At 39.3% G+C, this 15,186-nt stretch carries 13 protein-coding genes; 4 read left to right on the top strand and 9 right to left on the bottom strand.

Translation table 11 applies throughout. The features are described from left to right. Positions 1 to 3: 3 nt before the first annotated feature. From OWEHO_RS03520 to OWEHO_RS03500, 5 genes are all read right to left on the bottom strand, one after another. Positions 4 to 2,457 carry an FtsK/SpoIIIE family DNA translocase gene (locus OWEHO_RS03520; RefSeq protein WP_014201089.1) on the bottom strand — a complete coding sequence of 818 codons (2,454 nt, stop codon included), beginning with the start codon at positions 2,455 to 2,457 and terminating at the stop codon, positions 4 to 6. Between the two features lie 79 nt (positions 2,458 to 2,536). Continuing rightward, a complete protein-coding gene (locus tag OWEHO_RS03515) occupies positions 2,537 to 3,475 on the bottom strand; it encodes a DUF4249 domain-containing protein (protein ID WP_014201088.1) in 939 nt (312 codons plus the stop codon). Next, complete coding sequence (locus OWEHO_RS03510) at positions 3,476 to 5,785, bottom strand: TonB-dependent receptor (RefSeq protein WP_041627910.1); 2,310 nt, start codon at positions 5,783 to 5,785, stop codon at positions 3,476 to 3,478. It lies immediately after the preceding gene. A gap of 164 nt (positions 5,786 to 5,949) precedes the next feature. Continuing rightward, entirely contained in the window at positions 5,950 to 6,819 is an 870-nt protein-coding gene (locus OWEHO_RS03505; RefSeq protein ID WP_014201086.1) for a DUF4249 domain-containing protein, read from the bottom strand. A 4-nt stretch (positions 6,820 to 6,823) separates the two neighbouring features. After that, positions 6,824 to 9,190: a TonB-dependent receptor gene (locus tag OWEHO_RS03500; protein ID WP_014201085.1), complete on the bottom strand. Its 2,367-nt coding sequence runs from the start codon at positions 9,188 to 9,190 to the stop codon at positions 6,824 to 6,826. Positions 9,191 to 9,393: 203 nt separating this feature from the next. Here OWEHO_RS03500 and OWEHO_RS03495 point away from each other — a divergent pair, with 203 nt between their 5' ends. Together OWEHO_RS03495 and argS are read left to right on the top strand one after the other, a co-directional pair. After that, complete coding sequence (locus OWEHO_RS03495; RefSeq protein WP_014201084.1) at positions 9,394 to 10,344, top strand: arginase; 951 nt, start codon at positions 9,394 to 9,396, stop codon at positions 10,342 to 10,344. A 15-nt stretch (positions 10,345 to 10,359) separates the two neighbouring features. After that, positions 10,360 to 12,141: an arginine--tRNA ligase gene (argS, locus tag OWEHO_RS03490; RefSeq protein ID WP_407635932.1), complete on the top strand. Its 1,782-nt coding sequence runs from the start codon at positions 10,360 to 10,362 to the stop codon at positions 12,139 to 12,141. A gap of 99 nt (positions 12,142 to 12,240) precedes the next feature. Here the strand turns inward: argS and OWEHO_RS03485 are convergent, their stop codons facing one another. After that, positions 12,241 to 12,639, bottom strand: a complete 399-nt coding sequence (locus OWEHO_RS03485; protein WP_014201082.1) for a DUF1801 domain-containing protein — start codon at positions 12,637 to 12,639, stop codon at positions 12,241 to 12,243. Positions 12,640 to 12,859: 220 nt separating this feature from the next. Between OWEHO_RS03485 and OWEHO_RS03480 the strand changes: the two genes are divergently transcribed. Next, positions 12,860 to 13,108 (top strand): DUF7218 family protein, encoded by a 249-nt coding sequence (locus OWEHO_RS03480; protein WP_014201081.1) that lies wholly within the window; start codon positions 12,860 to 12,862, stop codon positions 13,106 to 13,108. A gap of 5 nt (positions 13,109 to 13,113) precedes the next feature. Here the strand turns inward: OWEHO_RS03480 and OWEHO_RS03475 are convergent, their stop codons facing one another. Next, complete coding sequence (locus OWEHO_RS03475) at positions 13,114 to 13,668, bottom strand: hypothetical protein (RefSeq protein WP_014201080.1); 555 nt, start codon at positions 13,666 to 13,668, stop codon at positions 13,114 to 13,116. A 101-nt stretch (positions 13,669 to 13,769) separates the two neighbouring features. Here OWEHO_RS03475 and OWEHO_RS17775 point away from each other — a divergent pair, with 101 nt between their 5' ends. Next, positions 13,770 to 14,078, top strand: coding sequence for a hypothetical protein (locus tag OWEHO_RS17775; protein ID WP_014201079.1), 309 nt, complete (start codon positions 13,770 to 13,772; stop codon positions 14,076 to 14,078). A gap of 71 nt (positions 14,079 to 14,149) precedes the next feature. Here the strand turns inward: OWEHO_RS17775 and OWEHO_RS03465 are convergent, their stop codons facing one another. Next, entirely contained in the window at positions 14,150 to 14,614 is a 465-nt protein-coding gene (locus OWEHO_RS03465) for a hypothetical protein (protein WP_014201078.1), read from the bottom strand. Between the two features lie 24 nt (positions 14,615 to 14,638). Beyond that, the gene (locus OWEHO_RS03460) at positions 14,639 to 15,184 is read right to left on the bottom strand and encodes a VOC family protein (protein ID WP_014201077.1); all 546 of its coding nucleotides are present in this window, start codon (positions 15,182 to 15,184) and stop codon (positions 14,639 to 14,641) included. Positions 15,185 to 15,186: the final 2 nt, after the last annotated feature.

Genomic DNA, 15,186 nt, shown 5'->3' with positions numbered 1-15,186 from the left:
GGTTTAGCTATTATATTTTTCCTGTTCATTTTTCAATAACTGTTCCAAAGACATCTCATCTGGAATCAGCACTTGGCGAGCCTTACTGCCTTCAAAAGGTCCAATAATTCCTGCAGCTTCCAACTGGTCAACTATACGGCCAGCTCTGTTGTAGCCTAACTTTAGCTTTCGCTGAAGTAAGGAAGTGCTTCCTTGCTGATGTATTACAATTACACGGGCCGCATCTACAAAAAGAGCATCACGATCAGCAGGGTCACCTGCATCTGGAATTCCACCTTCACCTTCTTCGCCTACGTATTCCGGAAGCAGATAAGCTTCGGGGTAGGCCTTTTGATTACCAATGTAATCCGTTATTTCCTCCACTTCAGGTGTGTCTACAAAGGCACACTGTATTCGTATTAAGTCCGAACCTGATGAATATAACATATCACCTTTTCCGATCAATTGTTCAGCACCACCAGCATCAAGAATGGTTCGCGAGTCAATTTTTGAGGTAACTCTAAAGGCAATACGTGCCGGGAAGTTGGCCTTAATAATACCCGTAATTACGTTTACCGAAGGCCTTTGGGTTGCCACAATCAAGTGAATACCAATTGCACGGGCAAGCTGTGCCAGTCGGGCAATGGGAGTTTCTACTTCTTTACCAGCCGTCATAATAAGGTCGGCAAACTCATCAATCACCAAAACGATATAAGGCAAATATTTATGCCCGTTTTCAGGGTTTAGCTTACGCTGAACAAATTTGTGATTGTACTCTTTAATATTACGTACCATCGCATCCTTCAGCAGATCATAGCGGTTATCCATTTCTATGCAAAGTGAATTCAGTGTGTGAATAACCTTGGTGGTATCTGTAATAATGGCTTCTTCACTATCAGGCAACTTGGCCAGGTAATGGCGCTCAATTTTATTGAAAAGGGTAAGTTCTACCTTTTTAGGATCCACCAAAATAAACTTAACCTGCGATGGGTGCTTTTTATAAAGTATGGAAGTAAGAATCACGTTGAGCCCAACAGATTTACCCTGACCGGTAGCACCTGCCATAAGTAGGTGAGGCATTTTGGTGAGATCTGCCATCAGCGTTTCATTGCTAATGGTTTTACCAAAAGCAATAGGAAGTTCCATATCGGTAGACTGGAATTTCTCGCTCTTTATCATATTTCGCATGGCCACCACCTGCGGGTTGGTATTTGGTACCTCTATACCAATGGTACCCTTACCGGGAATAGGAGCAATGATACGAATCCCTAAAGCAGCTAATGAAAGAGCGATGTCGTCTTCCAAGTTTTTAATCTTACTAATACGAACTCCAGCAGCAGGCACAATTTCATAAAGGGTAACCGTTGGCCCGATGGTCGCCTTAATTTTAGAAATCTCAATTTTATAGTTATTGAGGGTTTCTACAATCTTGTTTTTGTTTTCCTCAAGCTCTTCCTGATTAATGCTTACACCACTTTGCTTAAACTCTCGCAGCAAATCGATTGGCGGAAGCTTAAATTTAGATAGATCAAGTTTAGGGTCATACTCGCCAAATTCCTTCAGCTTACGATTTAGCTCCGACTCAGAAACTTCTTCTTCAACTTCCGCTTTTTCTATTTCTAAATCTTCGGTGTCATGGAGCTCCTCTTGAGTTTCTTCCTCTTCTTTAGTTTCGTTTTGATCAATTATTAGGGGCTCGTGTTCTATTTCTGGTTCAGGAGTTTCTTCAATAGGTTTATTCTCCTCGGGCTCATCAAAGCTTACTTCATTAATTATTTCCGGCTCAGATTCTGGAGTAGGCACTGCCTCAGCTTTAGTACTGTCTTTCCATGAATCTCCTTCCGTTTCTTCCGCACGGGTAGGGCGAAGTCTAGCTATAAAGGCATTGAGGCGCTCAGGTGTCCACTTAAAGCGAACGGCTAAAAAGATAAGCATGGAGAATACCAAAATAGCTCCGGTGCCAAAAGGCCCGGCCAATGAACTCAGCCATTCTAAATTATAATAACCTGAACCACCTGCCATTACTGAAGGTAAGCCAGTATATGCAATTGCAGCCGGAATCCAGATTAACAGGAAAACAATAATGCCAAGGTGCTTGGTGAGGGAAGTAAGTTTGAGGTGCATGCTAATTCGCAATCCTGCCAAAAGCAGAAACCAAGGCGTGAGATAAGCCGCAACACCAAACCAGTTATAGATAAACTGATGGCTGATAGCAGCACCCAGTTTACCTAAAATGTTTTTCACTTTATAATCATCCCTTCCTAACAACTCAAAAAAGCCACCGCGCAAATTACTTTGGTCGGCCTGCCAGTTGAATAGGTAGGAGGTGAAGGCTCCAAACAAGAACACCGCAATAAAAATCAGTACGATTCCAAAAACGGTATGATTGGTTTTGTTTTTCAAAAAGCCACGAATAGCAGCCAGAGAGTTGGAGGTCTTCTTTTTAGTTTCGGTACTTGTCTTTTTCTTTTTCGCCATTCGGCCAATAGTCAATTAAGCCCCAAAAATAAGAACATTATCCCTTGGCCTGATAAGAAAGTACAGGAGTTATGAAGAGCTATTTTTTGATAGCTAATTTGCTACTGGTAGTAGCCGTCCCAACTATTCCTACACCACCTTTAACATTGGTGTGAATTTTAACTCCCTCTGCAAAAGGATTGTCTTTGGTGGCCATATGGGCATCATAGGTTCTAAGAAATTTATAATATTCTCCGGATATGTTTTCGAGATAAACAGACATTTCTGGAATTGGGGTAGAAAAGGCGACTGCAGATTGGTCTATTTTTAATGTTATGGATTTCTGCTTATTAGAAAATTTCTCATCCGTGATATAGCCCAAGCGAGCATAGGGCGAGAGTTGATCCGGACTTTTTAGGAGAATACTGTCAAATGGTAAAAAATTGAATGTTGTGATATCTGGATCGGTAATTTCAAAAGGTAATCCTCCAATAAAACTGTATAGTGAAAATCGGTAATAGTTTTGACCAGGTGGATCTTTGAAGGTAAAGGTTACCGTAAACTTCGTAGTGTCAAATTCTGCTTTGAGAATGGGAACTTCTTGAGGTATGGTTACTTCTGCAGAGGCTGGTGGAAAATCGGGATGATTTACCTCAACACGATATCTTTTTCCTTTGTAAATGGATCGTCTCATACTATAAATGAGGTAACTCTCCATCCATGTATTAGGATTATTATTAGAGTCTAACAGGAGTTTACCAGCAAAGCTGTTGTCTTCAAAGAGAAGGACTTTTGCATCAGAAATCGGCTCTGCTGGATTGACCTCAAAAACAGATGTAGTTTGGTTAATAAGTACTTCTATTGGGCCTATATATTTATGGTAGGTACTGTCCTGCCTATAATAGCCAATCGTATCCTGGGGTCTCAAAACTGAAAATAGAGTTAGTCTGGGTTCATCTTCGGGATAATCAAATTCAATTTCTTTTTGGCAACTCAGGAGGCTGAGTAGTAAAATGCTGTATATAAATAATTTCTTCATTTAAAATGTAAAACGGTACGAAACAGATGGAAGAATAGGAAATAGGCTGACCTGAATAACTTCTAGTTTATCTGGTTTAGTTTCTTTCAGGTCAATATAAAAAGGGTTGTTGCGATTGTAGGCATTGTAAATACTGATGTTCCAAATGCGCTCACCCCACTTTTTCTTTTTGGTGAAGTTTATACCAACATCCAAACGGTGATAAGCCGGGTATCGAAGATCATTTCTATCGCCAAGGTTTTCTAGTGTAGTAAAGCTCGGGTCAAAATCACCAATTCCATTTTGCGGGATTTCATAGCGAGATACTGGTCCAGTAAAAGCAATTCCACTTTGGTAAACCCAAGTAGCACTTACATCAATTTGTTCATTAAACTTATGATTCAGAACTAGAGAAAAATTGTGTCTTCTATCATATCTATAGGGGAAAGTTTTACCCTGGTTTAAATTGGAAAAAGTACGAGTGGTTTTTGCCAAAGTGTAGGCAATCCAGCCAGTAGTTTTACCCTTGTTTTTACGTAGCAGAGTTTCTAATCCGTAAGCTTCACCGGCTCCATCAGTTTCTACCATGGTTTGCCAATCAGCCTGTGAAATATAACTAGCACCTTCTTTATACTCTATCAGGTTTTGCATGGCTTTGTAATAAAGCTCTGCAGTGAGTTTCCAGGTTTTTTGATTTAAATATTTTGTGGTACCTATTGTCCATTGTTTAGCTGTTTGTGGACTGATATTACCCGTGGCCGAAACCCAAAGATCAGTTGGCATCCCTGTACCGCTATTGGATAATAGGTGCAGGAATTGGGTCATTTCTGAATAGGATGCTGAAAACAACCAGGAATCAGTTGCATTATAGGTGATCGAAATTCGGGGTTGCAATGAATTGTAAGTAGTGTCATCCACTTGATAAAAGCCGTAATGAACCCCTGCATTTATGGTAAGCCGACTAAAAGCTTCCCATTGGTCTTCAGCATAAGCTAAAATGTCATTACTATAAATTGGAGCGGAAAGGTTTTGATTATCTGTGTTGATTGATTGCGAATTGCTTTGATATAACTGCACAGCTCCAGGCTTAAAATTGTGGTAGGTGTAGCCCATTCCGGCTCGTACAGTATGTTTTGAAGTGGGCTTGTAAAGAAGATCGTAGCGCAGGCCTATATCCTCAATTAAACTCATATAATCCAAGCTAAAAATATCCCCATAATAGTCGTCTTCGCTGTAGGTATTTAATCTGTAATTATTGTATTGCCCCATTAGGCTTGATGACAGTTCATCATCAAAGATGTGCTGCCATTTAGAAGCCACAGTATGATTTCTCCATTTCAGTCCACTTTCCATAGCATACTGAGAACCGTCATCGTAGTTATATCTAAACTTATCCTGAGAGTTGAAGTAGGAGAGAACGACTTTGTCTTTTGGACTAAAAACATGCTTTAGCTTTAAATTGGCGTCACCAAAGAAATAATTTACCCTATCATTCTTTTTGTAGAAGGGAGCTACCGCAAGGTCATAAATAGTTCTTCTTCCAGAAATAAGGAAGGAAGTTTTACCTTTTACAATAGGTCCTTCTAATGTTAGTTTTGGAGCTATTAAGCTTATCGTTCCCTTTCCATGAAATTCATTGAGGTCTCCTTCTTTTAAATCAATATTCAAAACTGAGCTAAGCCTACCTCCATACCTTGCGGGGAAGCCTCCTTTTGTTAGTTCTACATTTTCAATCACGTCACTATTAAAGGTGGAGAAAAATCCAAAAAGGTGAGATGCATTATATATAGGGACACCATCCAGTAAAATTAAATTTTGATCAGGCGAACCACCTCTTACATGAAAACCCGTTGAACCCTCAGTGCCACTTTGCACACCTGGCAAAAGTTGAATAGCACGGATTATATCTACCTCTCCCAATAAGGTTGGAATATGTTCAATTTCTCGAGAGCTAAGTTTTACAAAATTTGAAGAAGGCGCAATTTCAGTCTTCTTATCAGCTACAATTTCTATCTCATCCAACTCAGGTGAAACAGCACTTAGCCTAAAGTCTACTTGAACGGAACCAGTGGAAACAATTACGTTTTGACTTTGCGATATATATCCAACATGAGTTGCTATAAGTGTGTAAGTTCCTCTGGTTACGTCTATAGAATAAAAACCACTAGAGGTGCTGCCAGTTCCGTAAGGTGTGTTTTGTAGCTGGACATTTACACCTGCCAAGGGTTTGTTAGTATTAGCGTCATAAATGTACCCACTAATACTTTGCTGTTTTTGGGCAAACGCAAAAAACTGGAGTGAAATAACTAAAAGCGATAGGTGACTTTTCATTGAAATAAACTCTTGACAAAAACAAAGCCAAGGAGTGGCGAACCATTTTACCATTAAGAAATGGCTGAAATTAGGATTTCAAAGTAAAGGCATCATAGCTTAAACACATAATAAAACACAGGTTTATAAGGAAGTGGTTTTTGAAAGATTATTTTTTTAAGAAATCAAGGAAAAAACTGCTTCCTATCCACCGCAGCTGTTCCTACTATGCCGTATCCATTGGTAATGTTTGAGTAAATCTGTGCCGGTTCACTGAAAGGGTTTTCAGATTGCCAGGCCACTGCTTTGGTTCGCTCATGGTTGTAAAGGTCTTCGCTAATGTGCCAAAGCTCAATTAGTCGGGGAGTTTGATTATGAGGAATGTCTATATCTCGAACGGTCATCCGCACAGTTTTTGTTTTCCCATTAAACAACTCATCTGTCATATATCCGTTTTGACCAATTTTTTCCCCGCCACTTGAAAAAGGGTCATCAAATGTATATTCATCAAAAAAATTGATAACAACGTCATGTGTACTGTATGATATTGGGTAGCTATCTGTAAGAGACTTAACGGTGATTAAATAATAATCTCCCGCGGTTGGAGGGTCTTGAAATGTGAATTCAAGATTATTACTGGATGTATCAAATATAGTACTGGAAACGGGAACAGCTTCTTTAGTAAGGCCTTCACCAAAAGCGGTTTCGTACTCTGGTAAGGAAACTTGTACCCGATACAACTCGTTAGGTAGTATAGTATAGTTGCTCGAATAAAATGTCTGTCCATATAAGTTTGATTGTACAGAGAGCCTGGACACTTCAATACCGTTTTCTATAAGGGATACTTCGGCATTTTTCGGTTCTCCCGGGTTATCTCTGGATAAGGTATAAGTACTGGTAAAAACGTGTACCACCGGTGTGTCACCTTCTACTAGCTTAGAGTCAATGGTAATTTTATTAGGCTCTTGAGGCAGGTCATATTTAATAGTTGTTTCACAAGACGAAAACAATACCAGAGAAATTAGCACAAAAAGGAAATATTTTATCTGTATCATTTTATTAAAAGCTAAAGATGTACGAAACTGATGGTATGATAGGGAAGAGGCTAACTTGCTTTACAACCTTGTCATTGTTAAAACCTCCTTCATTTGAAACATAGAGGTAATAAGGGTTTTTTCGGTTGTAAACATTATATATACTCACGTTCCAAATTCGTTCTCCCCATTTCTTTTTCTTTCTAAAATTCACTCCTAAATCCAAACGATGGTAAGCTGGCATTCGTAAAGCATTTCTATCTGAGTATCTTGTATAAGTACTGGTGTTAAAAAAGTCATCTGAACCATTTACCAAAGTGAAATTGGCAATGGGCGCTGTAAATGTGTTGCCACTACCATATACCCAAGTGGCGCCAATATCGATTTTGTCATTAAACTTATGATTGAGCACCACGCTCACATCATGTCTACGGTCATATTTATATGGGTAGGTTTTTCCTTCATTTAAGTTATCAAATGTGCGGTTGGTCCATGCCAGTGTATAGCCAATCCAGCCTGTGGTTTTGCCTTGGTTTTTTCTTACCAAAAATTCAAAACCATAAGCTTCACCCGTACCATCAGTTTCTACTGTGTTTTCCCAATCCGTAGTGCTTATAAAGCTAGCACCTTCTTTGTATTCAATGAGGTTTTGCATGGCTTTGTAGTAAGTTTCAAAGGATAGCTCGTACATTTTACCTCTTATGTTTTTAGAGGTTCCCAAGGCAATTTGCTGTGATTGCTGTGGTTTTACCTTATCCGTAGAGGAAACCCATAGGTCGGTAGGTAAGCCGATACCTGAATTAGAAAGTAAGTGAATGTATTGAGTCATGGTAGCGAATGAACCCTTTAATGACCAAGTATCATTAATTAAATAACGAGCCGAAACACGGGGCTGTAAGCTACTGTAGTTGGCCTCATTTGTAAAGTAATAGGAGTAATGAAGACCGTAATTCATTCTCCAGCGGTTGCTTATTCGCCAATCATCCTCTACATAAGCATACATGTCGTTTGCATAAATAGGTTTAGAAAGATTAAGAACAGAGTCTATGCTAGTATTTGCTTGTTCTTCAGCAAACTGAGCGACCCCAGGTTTGAAGGTGTGATAGGTATAATTTCCTCCAAAGCGCAATGTATGTTTAGTTGAAATGGAGTAATCCATATCATATCGTAAACCATAATCTCTAATAAAAGAGAAGTACTCGAAAGCGCTACTTTCTTCCATTACCTGCCCTGAAGGGGTGGTTTCTTTGGAGTAGTCGCTGTAACCAATACTAAATTTATATTGTGTGTAGGTAGCTGTTAAGTTTCCAAATAGCTTGTCGCTAAAAAGGTGATTCCAACGGATAGATCCGGTATGGTTTCCCCATTTGAGTTGTTGCTCATCGCTATATTCATAGTCATTACCTGAGAAAAAGTCATCATCATAGTTACTTTCAGAATAGAACTTATCATTACCACCATAATAGCTTATATATAATCTATCCTTGCGGGAAAAGATGTGGTTCACTTTGGCATTTACATCATAAAAGTAATATCCAGCTTTAGTTTCACCATCTGTTTGACTTTTTATAATAGGAGCTGTAAGTATATCATAGTAGGTTCTTCTCCCAGAAAGCATAAAGGAGGTTTTGTCTTTTACAATTGGACCTTCTAGTGTAAGCTTTGAAGAAATAAGCCCAATGCTTCCTTCACCGTGAAACTCTTTCATATTACCTTCCTTAAGGTCAATTTCTAAAACTGAACTTAATCGGCCTCCATGCCTTGCCGGAAAACCACCTTTGGTGAGTTTCACATTTTTGATAGCGTCAGCATTAAAAACAGAAAAGAAGCCGAAAAGGTGGGAAGCGTTATATACGGGTACGCCATCCAGTAGAATCAAATTCTGATCGGGGCTACCACCGCGTACATAAAAGCCGGTAGTTCCTTCACCACCAGACTGCACTCCAGGTAAAAGTTGAAGAGCTTTTATAATATCAACCTCACCAAGCATAGCCGGAATATTTTTAATATCCTGAGCAGATAAAGTCACCGTACTCATTTCCACACGCTCCGCAGCAAGTTCTTCAGCTACTACCTCTACTTCGGCCAGTTTTTCGCTCGATTCAGAAATGCTGAAATCAATGACCGTATCCTTTTTTAGAATAAAGGATTGGCTTGAGCCAGTATATCCAATATAGGAAGCATGTATGGAGTATTCTCCTTTGGGGACGGTTAAGGAATAAAAGCCGTAGGTATTAGTGGTGGTGCCATGCTGGGTTCCTGCCAAGTATACATTCACACCAATTAGGCGCTCTTTGCTGCTACCATCTTCTACATAACCACTTATAGTTATTTTTTGGGCTAGGCTAAAAAAAGGAGTGACAAAAAAAAGAGCCACAATAAGGTTCTTCATCAATGAGGTTTTAGTTTAAAGGCCTTCGTAAAACGGAGCAAAAATATATTTAGTGTCCAGTTTGATCTTATCATGTGTGTTAAAACTTTACCCGAATCTGAGTTGGTTAGAAAGCACTTGCTAAGTATTGTAATAACATATACTGGGTACTGTATTGCGATGAGCACTCTTTATTTACCTTTGCAATCTCAAAATCACACTATATGGCAAAAAAGCTACAATTTTTAAGTATCATGTCTGAGCTTGGTGCTGGAACCAGAGGTGCGAGTCTTGGTTTTCCGGCCTTGGAAATAGCTAGTCTAAAGTATGACCCAGAGTTTTTTCCGAAGTATTCTATTAAAGAAGTAGAGACGGATAACAACTTGGTCTTCAAAAAGAAAACTTTAAAATTTGGGAAACGACTGGACGGTATTGCTCGCATGTACCGAAATATTCAGGACGAGGTAGCTGCCACTTTTAATGATAAGAAGTTTCCTGTTGTTTTTTCTGGTGATCACAGTAATGCAGGGGGAACTATCGCAGGCATAAAAGCGGCTTATCCAACCAAGCGTCTTGGTGTGATTTGGGTAGATGCTCATGGCGACCTTCACTCACCATACACCAGCCCTACTGGTAATGTACACGGCATGCCATTGGCAACTGCTCTTCATGAAGACAATCTTGAAAATAAGAATAACGACCCTCAAGAGGAAACCATTTGGTACTGGAATGAAATGAAGGGTAGTAATCAGCGCGTGAAGCACAGCGATCTTTTCTTTGTAGGATTGCGTGATTTGGAACAGCCGGAAATTAATTTAATGACTAAGCATAATATTCCAAATGTAACCGTGGATGAACTTCGCGAAATGGGTGTGAAAGCTGTGGCTGAAAAGGCACTAATCTATCTGAAAGACTGTGATATCATTTATATTTCTTTTGATGTAGACAGTATGGATCCTAGTGTGAGTAGAGGCACAGGGACTCCGGTGGAGCACGGTCTTACTGAAGATGAAGCTCGAGACCTCTTACTACATCTTGTAGAAGATGAGCGTCTTTGCTGCTTTGAAACTACCGAAGTGAATCCTTTGCTTGATGATAAAGGAAACTCCATGGCCGAAGCCGCTTTTAGAGTGATAAAGCCAGTAATTGAAAAAATAGAATCCAACTTAAAGTAAGAAAGCCCAAGGATGATTGAGCTGAAGGAAAAAATAGAAGCAGGTGCCGTAAAGGCCCTGAAGGAGCTCTATGCTCTGGATGTAGAAGCTGTAGATTTACAACAAACCCGTAAGGACTTTGAAGGAGATCTTACCATTGTAGTGTTTCCATATCTAAGAGCTAGCAAGAAAGGACCAGAACAAACAGCTAATGATCTAGGCGAGTTTCTGGTAGGCTCAATAGATGAGGTAAGTGCATTTAACGTAGTAAAGGGTTTTTTAAATCTGGTAATAAGTGATGCTGTTTGGGCTTCACAATTGGCCGAGATTGGAAATATACCAAACTATGGCATTCAGCCGGAAGGCGATGAAACCATACTAGTAGAATACTCTTCTCCAAATACCAATAAACCTTTGCATTTAGGTCACGTTCGCAATAACCTTTTGGGCTATTCTGTAGCTGAGCTTTTAAAAGCTGCGGGTAAAAAGGTAAAGAAGGTTCAGATTATCAATGATCGTGGTATTCATATTTGTAAAAGTATGCTGGCCTGGGAGAAGTTTGGCAATGGTGAAACTCCGGAGTCTACTGGTATGAAGGGCGATAAGCTAGTAGGTAAGTACTATGTAGAGTTTGATAAAGCTTACAAAAAGGAAATTGAAGAACTGATTTCTCAAGGAAAAGAAGAGAAAGAAGCCAAAGATCAAGCACCAATAATTTTAGAAGCTCGCCAGATGCTCAAAAAATGGGAAGATGGCGATGCTGAAGTAGTTGCTCTTTGGGAAAAAATGAACGGCTGGGTGTATGATGGCTTTGAGAAAACCTACAAAACCATGGGCGTTGATTTTGACAAATATTATTATGAAAGCAACACTTACCTATTAGGTAAAAAAGTAGTGGAAGAAGGCCTTGCAAAAGGTGTTTTTGAAAAAGACCGTGATGGTTCGGTTTGGATAGATCTTACAGCCGAAGGGCTGGATAGAAAAATCCTTCTTCGCAGTGATGGCACCAGCGTATACATGACGCAGGATATAGGTACCGCCATTCAGCGTGCTGAGGATTTTGACCTTGACGGAATGATTTACACCGTGGGTAATGAGCAGGATTACCACTTTAAAGTGTTGTTCATTATTATGGAAAAATTGGGCTATGATTGGGCTAAGAACCTGTATCACCTTTCATACGGTATGGTAGATTTACCTAGTGGTAAAATGAAATCCCGTGAAGGAACCGTAGTAGATGCGGACGATCTGATGCAGGAAATGGAGGATACGGCCAAGGCAATTTCTGAAGAGCTGGGCAAAACCGAAGGCATGGCAGAAGAGGATAAGCAATCGCTTTACCAAATGGTAGGAATGGGTGCTTTGAAGTACTTTATGCTAAAGGTAGACCCTAAAAAACGAATGATGTTTAACCCTGAGGAGTCAGTAGACTTCCAAGGGAATACAGGGCCATTTATTCAATATACACATGCTCGTATTAAATCTCTTTTGAGAAGAGGAAAAACTGAAGGAATTTGGCCAGCAGAAGGAACGCCAAGTTACACCGAGCTTCAACCAAGCGAAAGGGAGTTGGTAAAGTTATTGGCGCAGTTTCCTGAGATAATAACTACCGCAGCAGATGAACACAGTCCGGCAGTGGTGGCCAACTATGTGTATGAAGTGGTAAAGGCGTACAATGCTCTTTATCAGCAATTGCCAATAATGACAGATGATAATAAGGAAGCAATAGTTTTCCGCTTAAATCTTTCATCTAGCACCGCTGAAGTTGTAAAAACCGGAATGCGAATTTTGGGGATTGATGTTCCAGAAAGAATGTAGTTTCGATAGTTATCGGGATTAGATTTAAGACGATAGATATTAGAAAGGCTGTGAAGAGATTCACGGCCTTTTTTTTGTGCCATTATTCGAGAAAGCCTTTTATTTCAAACGCTCCAAAACACCTTTCCTTTTTACAAGATTCTTATAATCCCATTGAATGTCCCTAGACTTTTGAATCCACCGGATTAAATCATCCACATTGATTTGTTTTACTGAAGTGAAAAAAATGGAAGCATCTTTAAATTTCTTGCCTCTCTCGGAAAGGTCATCTTCATCAAAGTCGGCTCCACTCCAAAACATTAACCGGATGCCTTTCTTTTGCTTACTGTAGCCCACAATAGGGTTTTTATCCAGAAACCAAACAGGATGGGCGTGCCATATTTTGTTTTCAGCTTCAGGTAAGTTTGCACTTATTTCTCGAAATAGAATATCACAAACCTGTTGATATTCCCCAGGTTGTGCTCTGTTGTACTCCAGTATTTCTGGGTCGATTTTCATAGCCAATAGTTTTTGTTCATATTACGTTTTTGGAGCAGTTATTCTACATCTAGGTCATGTCTTCGTGAAAATAGTAGGACGAATGATAAGGGTTTCAGGACTTTCAATATTGAGCTATGATATTATTGTAAACTTTAAATGTAAAAGATTTACCATAAGACTTTTGTAAACATGCTTTGATTTTATCTGTTAAAGAGTGAAGAAATTAAAGTTTAGAACCATGGCTAAGAATCACGGACCATCTATAAAAAATGACGAGCAATATGAAGCCTTACGAGATGAAGGCTATAGTAAGCAAAAGGCAGCTCGAATAGCAAATGACCCAAACTCTGGCAAAAAGGGAGGAAAGGCGGAAAATTATGAGGATAGAACCAAAGAAGAACTTTATGATAAAGCTAAAGAAGTAGGCATAGGGGGGCGTTCTAAAATGACCAAAGCTGAACTAATAAAAGCTTTAAGGAATAATTAGGGGTGCTAATACTCACTTACATTTTCAAGTTTAAAAATGCCCATGTCCTCACCATTCTCAAATGAGTACATCGCTTGGCGAGTACGCCCTGTAGCTTTTCCATTTTCATAAATTGGAAAGCGCTGGCGCAGCTGGTTGTCTATCACTTTAAATTCATCAAGGCCATTGTACCCGGTGCTTATTCTGCTGTCTTCAGCAGTCGGCCTGAAGTATATCAAACTAATAGATTTTCCTCCATTAGTAAATACAGCTTCAACATTACCAGTATTATTCTCGCCTGCCTTGGTGTACACCAAAAGTTCTGGGAAGCCATCACCATTCATGTCTCCAATTTCTGAATTGGTAACTTTTCCGCTTATATTTTTTATGAAGGGAGTATTGTCTACAGAAAGACCAAAAGGAGCAATGGTGAGTTTTACAGCTCCACCATCAGGAGTAGTGGAAATATTAAAACCAATTTCTCCGTGCGTTAGTACTTTGTTGTAAATAGTAGGTTCAACATTGTCACAACTAAAAAGTGTGAGAGATATAAATAGAAGAGAGACCTTAAAAAGTTTCATGCGATATGTTTAGAATTTATGGGAAGCAGATATTGCTTGGGTAATAAATGCAAATTTCTATGGACGAAAGTAAGGAAGATTTAAAACCTTAGATTATATGATTGAGGCAACGAATTTTTGATGCCAAGCCAAGTAAGGAAACCAGTTACTTAGGAGTTACAGCAATTAATTTTGACTTTATATGGGCTACTTCCAACATTTTCATAAAACTATGGTTAGTGCCTTATAAACTAACCGTTATGATAAAAGCACTTTCACTTATTTTTACAATTCTTGGAGCCATATCTCTAGTAGTAGGCATCATAGGTATTTTTGGGCAAAGCCTAGTAAATATAAGCCCTTGGGCATTAGCTATCATTGGAGTTATTTTCTTTTCATCCGGTATTGGATTGCTTAAGAAAAACAGTTGATTTAAATTTTCAGCTTGTTCCAGCGACTTCTATTTTTCTATTAAACTCAAAATAGGAACGTAGTATGGATATTAAAACCCTCTAAAGTGTGGACGACTAGTAAGTGGTGAAAATTCCCATGGTATAGATGTTAGGATCAGAAATAATCCGATAGAAAACCAAATGGCCATAGTTTTAAACTTCTCCAAGTCATCAACTTTTCTTTTGGACTTAGCCGAACCCATAGTAATCACCACCACAGCAATTATCATTATGGTAATGTGTTCCATTCCGAAAAACCGAATTTCACGCTCATGCATGGCTTCTGGCAGATTAGCTAAAAAGTACTCTACCATGGGACTGATAAAGTAAAGAACTAAGCCCAGCAGCATTTGAATATGCACGATGGTGGCTGTGGTGTGCCTGATAAAGTTATCTAGTTTGGTAAATTGTTTTTGTCCCTTCCAGCCGGTAAATGCGCGATAAATAGCAAACAGCAGGCTCAGCAAAACCAACCATCGGAAAAGGGAATGTAAGGGCAGAAGCGTGGAATACATACTTACACTAATGGGCAATAAAATTTACTTGGTAGTCTCTCCGCCCATTTCGGTAAACACCTTATCTACAGGTTCCCAAAGCTCCAGCTTGTTACCATCATTATCCATAATATGGACAAACTTACCATACTCGTACTCTTCAATACTATCCACTATGGTTACTCCACTATCGCGAAGTTTTTCCACTAATGCCTCAATATTTTGCACACGGTAGTTTATCATAAATTCTTTTTCTGACGGCTCAAAATACTCCGTATCCTCAGCAAAGGGGCTCCACTGTGTATAGTTGATTTCGTCAGGGTTATTGGCATTTCGAGTTTCAAATGACGAGCCATATTCATTAATAGCCAAACCCAAATGTTTGCCATACCACTCGCGGGTTTCTTTTGGGTTTTTGGTGCGGAAGAATACTCCACCTATACCGGTAACTTTAGGCGTATTGTCTCTCATAATCTTTGTGCTTTCAGTGGTATTATTCTGAGTTTCAGTTTTTGAGTTTTCCTCAATAGTGGGAGAGGAGCAAGCCATTAGCAAGCTCATAGGAAACAGAAGAGGTAGGAAGTTTTTCATTT

This window comes from Owenweeksia hongkongensis DSM 17368 (genome assembly GCF_000236705.1).
Lineage (GTDB): Bacteria > Bacteroidota > Bacteroidia > Flavobacteriales > Schleiferiaceae > Owenweeksia > Owenweeksia hongkongensis.
The sequence above is the reverse complement of the archived record's forward strand: the minus strand, read 5'-3'. Positions and strand labels throughout refer to the sequence as shown.